Raw genomic sequence first — 16,013 nt, forward strand, 5'->3', positions numbered from 1 at the left:
GCTTGTCGCTAAAATGCTTATAAATCTTAGTGCTGACCTGAATTGTTAGAAATGTTTACAAATCTTGGGCAAAGTAACTGTCCAGTGATTGCATGGAAATTATTCAGAATTATCTAAAATCTCTGCGAGATAGTGGATTTTATCCCGAAAAGTACACTGTCAATTACAAAAATGGTAATTTGGTTGAAATTGAAAACCAGTTCAATCAAGAGCAAAGAAAAGTTTTAACATTTTGTACTAACGATATTTTAGGTTTAACGCAATCAGAATTAGTTCGCCGTACTGCTATTGAAGCCATTGTCGAGTATGGAACATCTAACAGTTCATGCTCTGTATTAAGTGGTCGCATTCATCTTCATACCTTACTAGAACAAGAAATTTCTAGTTTTAAAGGGCTGCCCCACACCCAACTTTTTTTAAACGCTTGGATGGCAATGCAAGCTTTAATGGATAGCTTTTGCCACTTATCTATGCCTATTCCTGGGTTTGAGCATACTCAAGAAACATTAATTCTGACAGATGTACTAAACCATGATTGTATTACCGCAGCTATAGTCAATGCTAGTCATAGCAGTTCTGGTCAATTTTTTAGTCGTAGCCCTAAAGTTAAAGTCAAGCCTTATCGTCACTGTAATGTAGATGACTTGGCTAGTAAACTTCACCGCTATGCTCATTCTCATGAACGTATTATGGTAGTCTCCGATGCTGTATTTTCAATGGATGGGGATATTGCTCCTCTACCTGATATGCTTGCAGTACTACAAAATTATGAAGGTTCGGTTTTAGTATTAGATGAGGCACATGCAAGCGGTGCTATCGGTGCTACTGGTCGTGGAATTTACGAGCATTTTAATATTGAGCCACATCAAGCAGTAACCCTGGGCATTGAGCCGATTATTATGACTACGTTCAGTAAGTTTGCTGCTTCAGCCGGCGCAGCCATTAGCACTAGATTTCCTGAACTAATTGAACTATTGGATATATCGCGTCCTTGTGCTGGTACTATTTCATTAGCACCCAGCTTAACCGCCGCAGCTTTAGAAAGTTTTCGACAGGTACGACAAAACCCTCAGTTAGTAAAAACTTTACAAGCAAATACAGATTACTTACGTTCGCGTCTTTTGGAATTTGAATTCAATGTTCTTGGACAAACAAATATCATCCCAGTTGTTCTGCCAAACAACATTAACCCCAAAATCTTTGCTCAACATCTTATGGAAGATTACGGGATTTGGGTCTCTCCTATTTGGTTTATTGCTAAACCTCGCCTCCGAATTGTGGTCAATGCCCTACATACTCTTGAAGAAATGGATACTCTAGTTGCTGCCATGATAGCAGTACGAGATGTTCTTCTTCAAAAATAGGTTTAATGTGCAGTTTTCATATCAATCTGCACTGCACTCACTTTGCTTTGGCTGCTGCTTGAATATGTCATTGCAACGAAAAATAAGCCCCTTTGAAAGCGTAAGTTAAGCAGTTTGCTCATCTTATGCTGAAAGTGACAGCGATCGCCCTTGGAACAAAAAATAAGTAACCCTTATCTTTTATCCGACAAAAACTCCGATTAATACCCTTTCCCTAGGACACACGATACTTTGGATGCGATCGCCTTGTCGGTTCGCGGACAAAAGGAGCTAGAAACCCACAAACTACGTTGAGAATTTTTCACTTAGTCTGCAAACCCATATCCAGTCAGCTGGAAATGAGATTTTCCAGACGTAATAACCATTGGTGAAAATGTTGACATTCCTGACGTATGGTATCCAGTCCAATATCTATTGCCAGCAGCGAACCATGTAGTGCTTTGTCATATCCCTTGCAACAATTACGAATTCGTTTGGATGGTGCTTTCTGTGGATGATCATTAATATGTTCAGGAGAAGGAAAAGCATGACGTTCAGCTTGTAGAATACTCACCACACCTTCATCAAACCACAGGGCAAAAGCGTCTGGCTGACTGTATAGCAGCCCTTCAAATTCATGTACCAGCAAATTCGGGATAAAATTTTTGTGACCAACATCCTTGCCCATCTCCCGTTCTAGATGTTCAGCCTTCTGAAATGGGTCCTTGGTTTTGGGTATGGAATTGCTCCCCGGAAAATCATTAGGCAAGGCATACATATCAAACATGGTAGTGACGACAGCCGTTTTGTCTTCCAGGCACTTGCGATTTAATTGGGGCTTGATTTTGGCATAGCTCACCACACCACCTTTACCAGTGGAACTGGTTTTGACGAGAATCGGATTGAGGTAGATATTTTTGAAGAGAAAATACCCGTAGAGCAGTTCTCTGACAAAAGTTTCTTCGGTTTGTCCTTCCACGAAAACATTGACTCGAATCATCGTGTAGGTCTCCCGCCCAGGAGGTTTTTGAGCCAAAGCTCACCCAAGCTATAATCCAATAGCCAAGCTTCTAATTCCTGCTGATTCAGCCTGCGAAGGCAGGAAGTCCCTTCATTACGGTCTACAACAATGACATCGTTGGCTTCAAATTCGTTGAGCAACTCGACGGACTGAGTAGAAACAATCACTTGTTTGGAGGCAGTACGCATCAAAGAAGCCAGCACGGTAATAGCATAAGGATGAAGTCCTAATTCTGGCTCATCAACGAGAATTGTTGCTGGTAGGAGGTCTTCAGGTTGTAGAAAAACCGTTGCTAGACAGATAAAACGCAGCGTGCCATCCGAAAGCAAGTGAGCCTTGAAAGGAATATCTTGCCCCCGCTCAAACCATTCCAACTCAATAATTTCCTTGTTTTGTGGAGCAGGACGCAGAAAAAAGTCACCAAAGAATGGAGCAACAAGTCGAATGGTTTTGACAATTCTTTGATAATTTACTGGGTAGGTGTCGCGCAATAGATAGAGGAAGGATGCAAGGTTACGTGCATCAGGACGTAGGTAAGCATTGTCATTGATTCCATGAGGCTGTTTGATGTAGGCACTCTCACTAGTGTCATGAAAATGATAAACGCGCCACTGCTGCATGGCTTCTAAAACGGATTCATCAATTCCCGTTCTTGTGCTGGTCAAAGCCTTTGTCTCGAAATGACCTCTACCTATTTGATACTCACCACTCATGTTGCACCAAAAGGATTCCTGAGTAAACATCAAGCGATTATCCTTGGTTGGTTCAAGGGTAGCGAAGTATCCATTATTGCCGAAGTATAGCTGCCACTCTAATTGTTCCGTTGTTTTCCGCCCAAAATGCAATAAAGCATCAGGACTGCCCTGACGACTAACAAACACTTGCAGGTTTTGCTCAAGCAACTGTCCAACCATGCGGAAGAAGCCAATAAAATTAGACTTCCCCGCCCCATTAGAGCCTATCAAAATGTTAAGTCTGGATAATTCAAGGTCACATTTGGCGATAGACTTGAAGCCTTTTAAAACTATTCTCGACAGTTGTTTGTCACTGTTCATCCCCGTCATAGAAAAGTCTCCTCATAGACAGGCTTTTTATCTGCTGCTTTCATCAGCCTAGTTAGGCTATTACTAATAATACCTTGAAGGAGCTCATGGGCTAGTCATCTCTTACGTTGCAAGAATCAGCTTGCAAGCCTACACGCTATCTTGTACTCAGGTCAGTGTAGGTAGTTGACTATAATTGTGTATGCTGTTTAAAAACAAAATATGCCAAAAATTTATCGGTTGAAAATAGACAACTATGTCAGTGCGAACAACCACTGCATGATTGCTACCGTCCATGTAGATACTTTCCCAACAGACTTACCTTTAGAACCCAACATTAGAGAACCGAACAAGAAAAGTGCGACATACAGACAAATATTTGACTCAGTGACGACTCAACCAGAAAAATTCTTTGAGCGTCACAGTGGAATTGTGCTGTGTGCCAACAAGGTTAAACCCACCAAAAACAAAACTGAACTAGAACTAGAGGTATTAGAAGCGTGTGAGGGTGGCAGTGACGGGATTATTAATGGAGGGCATACAGTTTTAGCGTTTGAGCAAGCGAGAAATTATAAATATGACCTAACCGAAGCTAGGGTCAAAGTGACCATCCACATTGGACTAACGGAAGAAGAAGCCAAAGATATAGCATTGGCATCAAATACAACGGCCCCGGTGGATGCACGTTCTAAAGTGAACGCCAGGGGAGATTACAAATTTGTCAAGCAGTTTTTAGCCAAACTGGAACGAGAGGAAGAAACAAAATTCCGCATCGCGTACTATCAAAACCAAACCGGTGCGCCCAAAAGTCCCCAGTGCAATGTGAATCATTTAATCAAATTGATGAACTGCCTGGACAGAAACAGATATAATCCTGAATCTAACAAGAGAACCAAACATCCTCCTGTGAGCAACACACCAAGCTTAAGTGATGCGGAAAGAGAAAGATTGACTCTTTTGTTACCTCTGCTACCCAAAGCTTTATGGCTTGAGCAAAGAGTATTTGAAATTATTCAGGAGCATATCACAAACCCCAGAAGAAAGGGAGTGAATGACTTGGCATCAATAGATACACGCAAAAATACGCTTCTGCCTGACAGTCGATATTCTTTTGGGTTTAGTGCGCCGGCGGATATTGCTATGCCCATTGTTGCTGCCTACCGGGTGTTTTTGGATGAACAGTACAACTGGATAATACCTTTCGATGAGTTTGCTGAGGATTTTGTACAACATTTGTGGACAAACTATTACAAAAAATACTTGGTGTCTGAGAAATTGGCTCTTAATACAGTAGGAAGCAAAATCTGTCGCAATCCAGAGATTTGGGACAGTCTCTACGTCTCGGCTCAAAGCTATCTCAATCAGCACTTGATGAAGATGGTGAACTCAAGCAACAAGCGTGAAGAACTGAGGTTGGCAAATTAATGTCTAGCTCGGCAGTAAGTTTTGAAGAATCAAGCAAGCCCCGCCCATAAGCGGGCGTTTTTACTGGGGCGGAGTACAAGCTCTGTCTCAGTTTTCCCCCTTGCTCCCTGGGTAAGTTATCAATTAAATACCAAATCTGTCTGCCATAGTAAATTGCACAGTTGGTTAGTTTATTTGATTCAGAGCAAATGAACTCTAATATTGCTTTTAATTCCTCATTTGGAGAAAGCAATACTTGCTGGCATCCATACATCTTGTTTGTATATAGACTATGTTGATAGTACAATGCAAAAAGTCTTGTGGGGTAGGCATCTTGCCTGCCCTAATAATGCAAGTTAAATGTGGAACAGCTTATCAATACTCAAGCCCCCACCTTTAGGTGTGGGGTAATAATTGCGAATTGCGAATTGGAAATGACAGCTTCTATTTTGAGATCATCGGTGATACCCATTGGAAGTTTTTTAAGCCACTGCTTGATTCGAGGGGATTGAAGCCAATCGTTGATTTGTTCAGGAGTTGGCGTTAGTCTGTTGGTTAATAATGTCATATTTTTTTATCTTTATTAGTTGGAAAATTGTGATTGAAAATTAGTAAAAGTGAGCATATATATATGCCATTCTTGTTAAGATAAATCGATACAATCATTATTGTACTACATAAGTATAACTGGTAAAAATAATATTTAGTCTTGAATATTTTATGTATAAAACTGTAAAATATTTATGATTTTATTAATGTTTCATGTTATAAATAAACTAATTAATATGCAAGTATCCAAATAAATACTATGCACCCAATAGAATTTAAGAAAAAGTGGAAACTGACCTATCAAGAACTTGCATCTGCCCTCGGATACGAAAGTGATTACACAGTTCGTTGTTGGTTTAGGCAGGGAAAAAAACATCGAAATCCTCAAAACGTCGTGCTTGTAGCTTGTTATCTTCTAGACGAAAAATGGTCAAATCAGGGCAAACAGCCAAAGTCTTGCTCTTAAACATTTTTTTAGAAATAATGAGCAAATGCCCCTTTCCTGTGCAACGGAGAGAGGGTATTTTTATATGCAGTGAAGTTCTAAGAGATGCAGAAAGAATGGAAACAGGAGGGCTAATCTGCCAATATGAAGAACTAACAAGACCACAAGTAGCGGCGATGATGAAGCCACAGGTTAGTGCAAGGCAACTATATGCGTATTTGAATATAGCGCGTAAATATCTCCCAGAGTTTAAGAAGTTCAATAATAGAAGAACAGGGGGGATAAATGGTTATGCAAAACTATACGAATATCATGTTCCGGCACTACAACAAATTCGGACACTAGCGAGGGAGCATACATTAGAAGAAATAGAGGATGATTTTAAAAAAAGAGCTTTAGAAAAGCAAAAAGCTGCTGAGGGAAGAAGTAAGAATATATCCGCCAGACTTCAGGTAGAGAATGGTTGAAAAATGATCAGCAAGAGAAGAAGGAGGAATCAAAGTGGATAAGAAAGAAGTTCAGACATTGGCAAGAATTGTAGGGAGACTAGGACGGAAATATCAGCATCAAATATATGCGACAGGAACAACGGTAATTATCGGACTGCAAGCAATGCCAGCCAATGCCTTTGGGCTATTCAGTCCTGCCCAAGTAGCACTGACGTGTATGTTTGGTGGGACATCGGCAGGGACAGGAAATCCGGCAATAGCTGCGTTACCAGGGGTGATAAATGCAGCAATAACAGTAATGCTATTTGTGTATTTTGTAGCGTCTGGAGTGAAAGTAGCAAACTCCTTAGGAGAAGGACAAGAAGTAACCCAAATGGTGCAACAACCCATCGGGATATTTTTTATTACGCTGGTGCTGTTCATAGCGCAAAATATCTTATTTAATGGCGTGACAGCAGCTTGTTAAATGAAACAGAAAGAAATTAAGCCAGTAAATCAATCATTAGGAAAAAATGCAGCGATTGGAGTCTTGACAGGATTCCAATTTGCGATTGCCATAGCCTCATTTGGGTGCGGATTCTTCTTGGCATTTCTATTGGGAATAGGAATGATATGGAGCATACTAATTGGGTTATGGTTTAGTGCAACAACCATAAGTTTATCGGGCAAAAAACCTTATCTATTCTGGTCAAGGATATTTCCTGGTGTACCAATGTGGACACGAGGATATATCAAGTATTATTCAGCCATAGAGAAGAAAAAAGTAGGGTCGAGAAAAGTCAGATTATGGCACTAAAAAAGACAAACGCGCCAAATAAAAAACTAAATCCTTTTGAAGACCAACTGGATATAACAAGTTTAGTGAGGTTGAAAAAGGGAGGATATACAATAGGAGCTTACTTGCTAAGTAAAAAGCAAGTAGGAGACACGGATAGTACATTGCAGTTGGTGTTTGGGTATAGTTGTAGAGGCATTCACCCATTGTTCAACTCATCAGAGCAAGTAGAAGCAATAGGCAGCGCATTTGAGAATGGGTGTAAAGAAATTCCCCAAGGAGAAAGATTTACATTTAGATGGAGTTCATTTTGTAATGAAGAAGAAGTAACCGAGCGTTTTCGAGAGCGTTTAAGCAATCCAGTAAATGATGAAAGTGAGTTTTTGGATTGGGGATGTCTGGCGAGACTACAAGAACTAACAAGAGAGAAAAAACGCAAAAATATTGCCCTGAATGTGTATACAACATTTACAGTGAAACCAGGAGGAACAGAAGCAGGGGATGCAGTAGATAGAGCAATAGTAAAGCTATCAAATTTCTTACAAAGAAGGTTTACTTCTACAGGTGCAACAGAAATAACCAGAAAAAACCTGACACAAATCCTGGAAAAAGCCATAAACATTTCTCTGAGGTATCAGCAGATTTTAGCGGGAATGGGTTTAAGCCCAGCCCCAAAAACAGAGAAACAATTGTGGAAAGAATTAGCATATTTAGTAGGAGCAAAACCAGTAAAAGTACCTCATACTCTGGTATTTGATGAGCAAGGTTTAACAGAAGAATTTCATGAAGCTCTACCAAGAGCAGAACAGTACAAAGACAATGCTCATATCACCTCCGTGCTGTTGAATAATGGTATACCCTACGCAGATAGGCAGTGGGTATGTCTGCCAAATGGAAAGAACGCTAAGGGTAAATATGTTGGGGTAATGACCTTAAGCCAAAAACCAGAAGCATTTGCTTCTACAGAGCATCAAGTGAGGTTTATGTGGGAGATATTTGCAAGGGACAACATTCATGATCTTGAAATTATCACAGAGATGAGTCCAGCCGACCAGAAAATGGTGCGGCTAACCCAGCAGCTAATTACGAGGAGATCCCGAAATGCAGAGATGAGTGCTGCGAAAAAAACGATAGACGTAGCATCACAGATAAATACAGAATGGTCAGTAAATGCTCAGAAGCAGCTATATACAGGTGATGTACCGCTAAATGTGGCATTGATAGTCTTGATTTATCGGGATACACCAGAAGAAATTGAGGATGCTTGTAGATTAATTTCGGGGTATGTGAATCAACCAACGGAATTGACGCGTGAGAGGCAGTATAGTTGGTTGATTTGGCTAGAAACTTTGTTGTTAAGGCAAAGACCGCAACTAACAAACCCTTTCAACAGAAGAGTAGCATTTTTCGCCAGTGAAATCATTGGGTTAACACCGGCGGTGCAAATAGCCTCAAACGATAAACAAGGATTTGAATTGATTGCTGACGAGGGACACTCAGGCGTAAGTATCGATTTAAGCACAACGAAAAACATGATGGTAATCGGTACAACAGGTTCAGGGAAATCAGTATTAGTGTCCTCCATCATTGCGGAATGTTTAGCCTTGGGATATTCAATATTAATGATTGATTTACCGAATGATGATGGTTCAGGAACATTCGGAGATTTTACGCCGTATTACAAGGGATTTTACTTTGATATTGCCAGAGAGTCGAACAACTTAGTACAGCCACTAGACCTATCAAAAATCCCCTCTGAACAAAGGGAAGAAAGAGTAAAAGCCCACAGAAACGATGTGAATCTGATTGTGCTTCAGTTGGTGTTGGGTACGCAATCATTTGATGGTTTTTTGGCACAAACAATCGAATCCCTGATTCCATTGGGAGTAAAAGCCTTTTACGAGGATGTGGAAATTCAACGCCGATTTACAGAAGCCAAGAAAGGAGGATTGGGTTCTGCGGCTTGGGAGAATACCCCCACATTGGTAGATATGGAAAAATTCTTCTGTACAGAACAGATTAGCTTGGGGTATGAAGATGAAAACGTAGATAGAGCATTGAATTATATCAGGCTGCGGCTTCAGTATTGGCGGTCAAGTTCAATAGGGGATGCAATATGTAAGCCATCAACATTTGAAACAGATGCCAAATTAATTACCTTTGCCCTGACAAATTTGCAATCGAGTAAAGATGCCGAAGTATTTGGGATGTCGGCATACATTGCAGCGTCAAGACAAACATTAGCTTCACCCAACAGCGTATTTTTCATGGATGAAGCTTCTGTATTACTACGCTTTCCGGCGTTGTCAAGATTAGTAGGGCGAAAATGCGCGACGGCAAGGAAATCAGGATGTCGGATTATTCTGGCAGCCCAGGATGTGATATCAATTGCTAAATCGGAGGCAGGGGAGCAAATATTACAAAATATGCCATTGAGATTGATGGGAAAAATCGTTCCAGGGGCAGCGAAAAGCTTTTGTGAAATACTGGGGATTCCCAAAGAAATTATTGATAAAAACGAAACTTTTGCACCAAATATTCAACAACTATACACAATGTGGCTGTTGGATTATAACAACAAATATATCAGGTGTCGTTATTATCCGTCCTATCCCCTGCTGGCATTGGTTGCCAACAGTCGAGAGGAACAAGCCAAGCGAGATGAATTTAAAGAAATCTACAAAAATAAGTTTGAATGGGTGGCAGAATTTTCTAAGTATTATGCCGAATGTATACAACAAGGAAAGCCGCTATGAAAAGCCTATCCATGCTCATTCAAAACAAAATCTTGTTAGCGATACTGGCAGGGGTGACATCAATAGGAAGTTTTCAAGTCTGGCAGCATCACAAACTTGAATATGAGAAGTTTATTGCTGGAAAAGAGAAAACGTGTGAAGTAGGTTTTTCTCTGGCGCAGGTATCAATTAACTATAATCCTAGCCTTCACCGTTTCATATACAACAATATAAAGAGTCCAGCTTTGAAACAACCAGGAATCAATACTGCATTTGCAAAAGACTCAAGTTATTTATTAATAAAAATCAAACCAGATTATCTAATACCTCCTAATGTAGATAATTATGATAGTCCACTATTTAAATCTTTGTCTAAAGTGGGTGATACTCCACCAAACCCTTTAGAAGTAAAAGCTATATCTGTAGATATGGTTAAAAAGGAAGCATTAGTTTCTTCATATTGCTCAAAAACACCCTTTACAGTAAAGTTGGAGGATTTGTATGAAAAATATCAAGTTGATTTTGGTAACCTTTTTGGTGGCGCAGATATCTTTAAGTAGCATCCCCGTGAAAGCCGAAGCATCAAACCAAGATATTGTAGTAGATACGATGGAAGTAGAAGCAAGTTCAGATGTGGAGGTAGTAAATCCAGTTAATAATCCCAAAAAAACTTTATTGGAAAAAACATTGGACTTATATATCAAAGGACAAGAACATTTAAAAACGGCAAAAAAATACGTTGATATTGATTTTCAAAAAATCAGTATCAAATGGGGGAGTATCAACACTGAACTAGCGAAAGCCATAGATAAAGCAATCAAAAAAGGACAAAAAGACCCGATAAAAACTGGGGAACAAGTGAATGATGCAGTTTCAGAACAAGAGGATACAGATTTAATCGATACTAGTCCACAAGTGAAAGGAAAACAGGCGAAACTAGATGTACATCAGACATATACTCGCGCCCAATCGCAGGCAGTTTTAGGAGCAGAGGGGCAAAAAAATCAGGCAGAAGAAATGCAAATTACTAATACGGCTGTCAGCGATTCATTAAAACAAGCAGATGCAGCTCAATACGATGTTGTAACGCAAGATATTCTCAAAAAAATGGCTGTACAGAATTTGCAAACAGCTATGCTAACAAAATCAGTTCATCAAGAGTCCCAAAAGCAAACACAACTGCTAGCAACAACAAATATGAATCTAGCTGATATATCAGAACAAATGAGTCTAGAAGAGAAAAGAAGACAAGCAGAATCATCAGCAGCATCCAGAGAAATATTACGTGCCGGATCGGCATTAGATTCCTTTTGGAAAAAACAGTGAATAGAAGTCAAGCGATTGCAGATTGCTGAGGGCAGATTGTAGATTGACCGAGAATATTGCAGATTGCACATTGATTGTTGTTGGTACAAGTCCTGCTCCCTGCCTCTTCTGGTCAGAATAAAAACAAGGGTGAATTATGTCTTTAACTGGTGGAATAGTAAAAGGCGCACAAATAGGCTCAGACTTAGTAATGAATGCGTTTGAGCAAGATTGGAAAGATTTAGCCGCAGGACAAAGCCCAATTTATACAGCAGTGGTATCAGTATCGATGTTAATAGCAATCTTCCTAGTGAGTTTTTGGTCATTGGGATGGTACAGACAGATTAGCGATGAAGGTTTTTCACAGAATGTAGTAAGTGAAATGGTTTTCCCACTGCTAGTAATTTTGATGCTTTCTAATAATGGAGCAATGCTAGCTAATACATCATTAGCATTAAGGAATGTAACAGTTAATTTAAATAGTAGTATTCTGTCGATTACTAGAAACGGAATCACACTGAAAGACGCTATAAGGAGTGTAAATACAGATCAAACATTTATTGCTGCTGCACAAACTGAAATTGCTAAATGTGATACTTTACCAACATCAGAAACGGATGCTCAAGGAAATAAGACAAATCCACGTCAAAAATGTATTGATGAGAAAATTTACGAAGCTCAAAAACAGGCACAAGCGACTAAAAAAGATAAAGGAATATTTGGGATTAATGTGACTTGGAATCCTCTGGATATGGGAGGACAGATAATTAATAAAGTTGTACAAGGGACAATATTTGCAATCCTGATGGGATTATCAGCAGGATTTCAATATATTTTACAGATGTCTTTTTTATTAACAGTTTATGTAGCACCTATATTTCTAGTTTTATCATTTTTACCTTTTGGAGCTAAACCTATATATGCTTGGCTATCTGGATGGTTAGGATTAACATTAGTGCTGATTTCATATTCAATCACAGTAGGAATAATAGCTGGCTCAATTGTTAATCAACCTTCATCAAGCCTATTATTGATGCAACTACTGCAAGCAATATTTTCACCAGCACTGGCAGTAGCGATAGGGACAGGAACAGGGATGTCGGTATTTAAAGCTTTTACTAGTGGAATAAACTTTTCTATATCGGCACTAGCAACGGTAATAAGATAATGCGATTACTAGAAAAGAAAGAATTAAACCTGACCCCTATTTTCTTAATGGGGAATGCAATTATACTAACGTTAACACTGTTGATACAGTTGATTAACTTTTTTAGCTTAGGAAATATAGCTAACTCAAAAGTACCAACTTTAGTTGAGTTAAGTGATGGGGAATCGATAAGAGTATCACCAATTAGCAGTGACGAGAGATCGGCAGAGGCAATTGCATATTTCGTAGGGCAGACAATGACAGGATTGTTAAGTTGGAATGCTGTGCCGCCTAATGATGAATCCTATCCCCTGAAGAAACTAAAACTAGATGTAGGAGTGCAAGCAGGAGGGAACAAAATCACCACCAAAACTTGGGTGACAGGATTTGCATTATCAGAAGATTTTCGCGTTTCATTTCTTCAAGAGTTAGCAAATTTTACTCCACCAGATGTTTTCAACGGTTCGACTCAATCTTTGCTGAAAATTAACTTTTTGAGTGAACCGAAAAAACTGAGAAATGGAAAATGGACTATAGATATGGTTGCCGACCTAATTATTTTTAATAATAGTAATATGTTGGGTGAACCAATAAAATTTAATAAAACAATTTTCGTGAGAGCAATAGATACACCGAGCTTATCTAGAACTGCTTCTGAATTGGAAAAAACAGCATATAGGATTCGCAAAGCTGGATTAGAAATATATAAAATTCAAGATTTAGATTTAGGCAGATGATGATAACAGAAAAACCAGAAATAGAAACAGAAATAACTGAAAGTAACGGAGGAGAAAGTCAAGAGCGTAAAAACTTTGCAGCGATGAATGGGGTGAAAGATTTAAGAATTAACATTGAATCGTCAGATGAAGAAATTGCCAAAGAAATTCCTGAACCAGAAGAAGTAGTAACGACTCGGACAGTTTCACAGAATCCCTTATTGAAAGTGATTGTAATTGGAGGGGTAATTCTGATGTTTGTCATGTTGATAGGAGGAGTAATCAACGGGTCGATGAACGCTTTGAAATTGTCTACTACTAAAATTGAACCAAAACAGAACGTTCAAGAAGTAGAAAAACAACTAGCAATTGATGAAACAGGGAAAGATAAAACAGCGTTGGCCTTGACCAGTCAAAGTTCTGACTTTAAAAAAGTCAGGGATTTGAAAGCAGTACCAGAAACTACGCCGACACCGACACCTAACCAAACCCCTGTAGCAGTTTCAACTACACCTACAACACCTGTACCAGTAAGAAGACAAGTTTTAAGCAGACAGACACCACCAGTGAGGCAGAGTCAACCACTACCAGTGCAACGTCAAGCGTTACCAGTTCAACGTCAACCAAGACCGCAAATTCAAGCCTTATCACATAAAAATGCAACAACTACAGTCAAAGCGACGAAGGTAGAGCCGATGGAGCAATGGTTAGCTGTAGCGAATGTGGGTAGCTTTGGTGCAAATACAGTAGAGTTACCAGCAGAAAAGTTAGAAAGTGCAGAAGAAATAAAGGGTGGAATAGGGAAACCCAAACTAGATAAACAAATACCAAAAAATCAAGAAGAAAATACAAATTATGGTCAAGCGCGTGTTTTAGTAGGCACTCGCGCCGAAGGGAAGTTAGAGACTCCTATTGTTTGGAGTAATAATACTGAAAATCAATCCTTAAGTTATTTGATTAGATTAACAAAACCATTAAAAACATCTACTGGCAGTGAAGTATTACCTAAAGATTCCTATATTGTGGTGCAAATGAAGGGAGCTAGTCAATCAGAATATATTCAATTACAAGCTGTAGCAGCACTAGTCAATAATAATGGTGAAACAGAAGAGAAAAGTATACCTGAAGGCACAGTTTTGATATTAGCGAAAAATGGCAAGCTGTTGAAAGCAGAATCTCGTCAAGGAGGAGATTTAGGAGAGACACTTTTCTCAGCAGTATTAAGTGGAGTAACGAAAGCGGCGGAAATTCAAAATCGTCCTAATAGTCAAGTCACTACTAATTCAAATGGCTTTTCATCTAGCACAATTAGTAACGAAAATAAAGATGTATTAGCAGGGTTTACAGAAGGAACAATAAGTGAAATAGTTCGAGGAATACAAACCAAGAATCAGCAACGAGTTGAGCAACTTCAATCAGCAGATAAAGTGTTTGTAATTGAAGCTGGAAAGCAGGTACAAATATTTGTTAATCAAACTATTAATTTGTAAACAACCCACCACCAATTGCAAGCAATATGGTGGGGGCTTTTAAAGCCCAGAGTTTACCCGACTAAGTGTTTCGCACACTACGATTTTCAGGTCATCTCACCTACAAATACGCAGCCAGTTTGTAGCACTGAGGTCAACAGTTAAACAGGTGTAATGGGTTAAGCCAGTGCTGTTGACGCAAAAAGCCTTAAAATCATTGTCCAGGCTCACATTACCCAAGAAATTGGAGGCACATCATGTGCAAAGTGTTTGTAATTGATCATCAAAAAAGACCATTAAATCCAATTCATCCAGCACAAGCAAGGCAATTATTAAATGGAGGAAAAACAGCAGTATACAAAAGATTCCCGTTTACGATAATCCTCAAAAAATCAAGTACCAACATTGATATATCTCCATTGAGACTAAAGCTTGACCCTGGAGCTAAATATACAGGTATAGCAATAGTTAACGATGCCAATGGTGAGGTAGTATTCGCTGCTGAACTAAAGCACAGAGGGTTTGCTATTCGGGATGCCCTAACATCTAGAAGACAACTGCGTAGAAGCAGGAGGAGTAGAAAAACTAGATACCGTCAGCCCAGGTTTCTCAATAGAACTAGACCAAAAGGTTGGTTAGCACCAAGCTTGCAAAGTCGAATTGAGAATATCAAAACTTGGGTTAGTAGATTACGGAAAATTGCACCAATTCAATTTATCAGTCAAGAACTGGTTAAGTTTGATATGCAATTAATTCGTCATCCTGATATCCAAGGTAAAGAATATCAGCAAGGAGAATTAGCCGGATATGAAACTCGCCAATACCTGTTAGAAAAATGGCATAGAGAATGTGCTTACTGTGGAATTAAAGATGTTCCACTACAGATAGAACATATACAGCCTAGAGCGAAAGGTGGGTCAAATTCCATTACTAATTTAACTCTAAGTTGTGCGAAATGTAACACTAAAAAAGCTACAAAAGATATTAGAGACTTTCTTAAAAAAGACCCAGTTAGATTGAATAAGATTCTCAATCATGCCAAAAAACCATTAGCTGATGCGGCAGCAGTAAATACTACTCGGTTTGCACTGCTAGAAACTTTAAAAGCAACTGGTTTACCACTAGAAACTGGTTCTGGAGGTTTAACCAAGTTTAACCGTACTCAACGAGGTTTAAACAAATCTCATTGGCTAGATGCTGCTTGTGTTGGTGGATCAACTCCAATACTCAAAATCAAAGGTGTTAGACCTTTATTAATTACTGCCAATGGACACGGTACAAGGCAGTCATGTCGTACCAATAAGTACGGATTCCCCATTCGACATTGCTCTAGAACTAAATTCCATTTCGGATTTCAAACTGGAGATATTGTCAAAGCTGTTGTTATCCAAGGTAAAAAAGTTGGTACTTATGTTGGTAGGATTGCCACTCGTGCCACAGGTAGTTTTAATGTCTCAACTACACAAGGATTAATCCAAGGTATCTCTTACAAATACTGTAAAACTATTCACAAAAAGGATGGTTACGCTTATGGCACATAGGGTATTTGTGAATTGTGCAACTGTCCCATTGACTGTTTTTGTTAACACAAAAATTAACTCATGGGACGTTT

Annotated in this window: 14 protein-coding genes; 12 read left to right on the plus strand and 2 right to left on the minus strand. The window is 39.2% G+C overall.

Annotation, left to right across the window (positions count from 1 at the left end; translation table 11 throughout):
• Nucleotides 1–92: 92 nt before the first annotated feature.
• The gene (locus tag VB693_RS14400; RefSeq protein ID WP_323266851.1) at nt 93–1,364 is read left to right on the plus strand and encodes a pyridoxal phosphate-dependent aminotransferase family protein; all 1,272 of its coding nucleotides are present in this window, start codon (nt 93–95) and stop codon (nt 1,362–1,364) included.
• A 328-nt stretch (nt 1,365–1,692) separates the two neighbouring features.
• Here the strand turns inward: VB693_RS14400 and VB693_RS14405 are convergent, their stop codons facing one another.
• A complete protein-coding gene (locus VB693_RS14405) occupies nt 1,693–2,343 on the minus strand; it encodes a DUF4276 family protein (RefSeq protein ID WP_323266852.1) in 651 nt (216 codons plus the stop codon).
• Complete coding sequence (locus tag VB693_RS14410) at nt 2,340–3,428, minus strand: AAA family ATPase (protein ID WP_237996705.1); 1,089 nt, start codon at nt 3,426–3,428, stop codon at nt 2,340–2,342. The genes VB693_RS14405 and VB693_RS14410 overlap by 4 nt, the downstream gene beginning before the upstream one ends.
• Before the next feature lie 201 nt (nt 3,429–3,629).
• Between VB693_RS14410 and VB693_RS14415 the strand changes: the two genes are divergently transcribed.
• The 11 genes from VB693_RS14415 (at nt 3,630) to iscB (ending at nt 15,942) form a co-directional block, all read left to right on the plus strand.
• Entirely contained in the window at nt 3,630–4,832 is a 1,203-nt protein-coding gene (locus VB693_RS14415; RefSeq protein ID WP_323266853.1) for an AIPR family protein, read from the plus strand.
• A 954-nt stretch (nt 4,833–5,786) separates the two neighbouring features.
• Nucleotides 5,787–6,272, plus strand: a complete 486-nt coding sequence (locus VB693_RS14420; RefSeq protein ID WP_323266854.1) for a hypothetical protein — start codon at nt 5,787–5,789, stop codon at nt 6,270–6,272.
• Between the two features lie 34 nt (nt 6,273–6,306).
• Nucleotides 6,307–6,720 (plus strand): hypothetical protein, encoded by a 414-nt coding sequence (locus VB693_RS14425; RefSeq protein WP_323266855.1) that lies wholly within the window; start codon nt 6,307–6,309, stop codon nt 6,718–6,720.
• Nucleotides 6,721–7,050: a hypothetical protein gene (locus VB693_RS14430; RefSeq protein ID WP_323266856.1), complete on the plus strand. Its 330-nt coding sequence runs from the start codon at nt 6,721–6,723 to the stop codon at nt 7,048–7,050.
• Nucleotides 7,041–9,785 carry a helicase HerA domain-containing protein gene (locus tag VB693_RS14435; RefSeq protein ID WP_323266857.1) on the plus strand — a complete coding sequence of 915 codons (2,745 nt, stop codon included), beginning with the start codon at nt 7,041–7,043 and terminating at the stop codon, nt 9,783–9,785. The genes VB693_RS14430 and VB693_RS14435 overlap by 10 nt, the downstream gene beginning before the upstream one ends.
• Entirely contained in the window at nt 9,782–10,324 is a 543-nt protein-coding gene (locus tag VB693_RS14440) for a hypothetical protein (protein WP_323266858.1), read from the plus strand. Before VB693_RS14435 ends, VB693_RS14440 begins: the two co-directional genes overlap by 4 nt.
• A gap of 7 nt (nt 10,325–10,331) precedes the next feature.
• Nucleotides 10,332–11,090, plus strand: coding sequence for a hypothetical protein (locus VB693_RS14445; RefSeq protein WP_323266859.1), 759 nt, complete (start codon nt 10,332–10,334; stop codon nt 11,088–11,090).
• 136 nt (nt 11,091–11,226) lie between these two features.
• Nucleotides 11,227–12,237, plus strand: a complete 1,011-nt coding sequence (locus VB693_RS14450; RefSeq protein ID WP_323266860.1) for a hypothetical protein — start codon at nt 11,227–11,229, stop codon at nt 12,235–12,237.
• Nucleotides 12,237–12,953, plus strand: a complete 717-nt coding sequence (locus tag VB693_RS14455; protein ID WP_323266861.1) for a hypothetical protein — start codon at nt 12,237–12,239, stop codon at nt 12,951–12,953. Before VB693_RS14450 ends, VB693_RS14455 begins: the two co-directional genes overlap by 1 nt.
• Nucleotides 12,950–14,422 carry a hypothetical protein gene (locus tag VB693_RS14460; protein ID WP_323266862.1) on the plus strand — a complete coding sequence of 491 codons (1,473 nt, stop codon included), beginning with the start codon at nt 12,950–12,952 and terminating at the stop codon, nt 14,420–14,422. The genes VB693_RS14455 and VB693_RS14460 overlap by 4 nt, the downstream gene beginning before the upstream one ends.
• A gap of 236 nt (nt 14,423–14,658) precedes the next feature.
• Nucleotides 14,659–15,942 carry an RNA-guided endonuclease IscB gene (gene iscB, locus VB693_RS14465; protein WP_323266863.1) on the plus strand — a complete coding sequence of 428 codons (1,284 nt, stop codon included), beginning with the start codon at nt 14,659–14,661 and terminating at the stop codon, nt 15,940–15,942.
• Nucleotides 15,943–16,013 lie beyond the last annotated feature (71 nt).

It is taken from the genome of Anabaena sp. UHCC 0399 (genome assembly GCF_034931465.1).
GTDB classification, from domain to species: Bacteria; Cyanobacteriota; Cyanobacteriia; order Cyanobacteriales; family Nostocaceae; genus Trichormus; species Trichormus minutissimus.